Below are 268 nucleotides of genomic sequence, written 5' to 3'. Positions count from 1 at the left end.
CGGACACACGGTGGGAAATATGGATGAGCGTCTTATCTGCTAATGAGGTAAGGTAGGCTTCAATTACTGTATAGGTTTCCTGATCCAAGGCAGACAGACTTTCATCCAGCAACAAGATATCCTTATCTTGCAGCAAGGCACGGATCAAGAGCAGGCGTTGCTTTTGTCCACCAGACAGTCCGCTATCATCACTAATTTCCTCGTTCAAAGAGGCATAACTTGGAAAACGACTGTCAAGGTTCATGGTCTTAATGAGGAACATCAGCCT

1 protein-coding gene is annotated in these 268 nt (G+C 45.5%); it reads right to left on the bottom strand.

What is annotated here, in order from left to right:
• On the bottom strand, positions 1-268 hold a 268-nt coding region (locus C1G53_RS00135; protein ID WP_153046620.1), incomplete at both ends, for an ATP-binding cassette domain-containing protein.

It is taken from the genome of Streptococcus suis (assembly GCF_002960445.1).
Lineage (GTDB): Bacteria > Bacillota > Bacilli > Lactobacillales > Streptococcaceae > Streptococcus > Streptococcus hyiners.
This window is presented reverse-complemented; position numbering and strand designations above follow the sequence as displayed.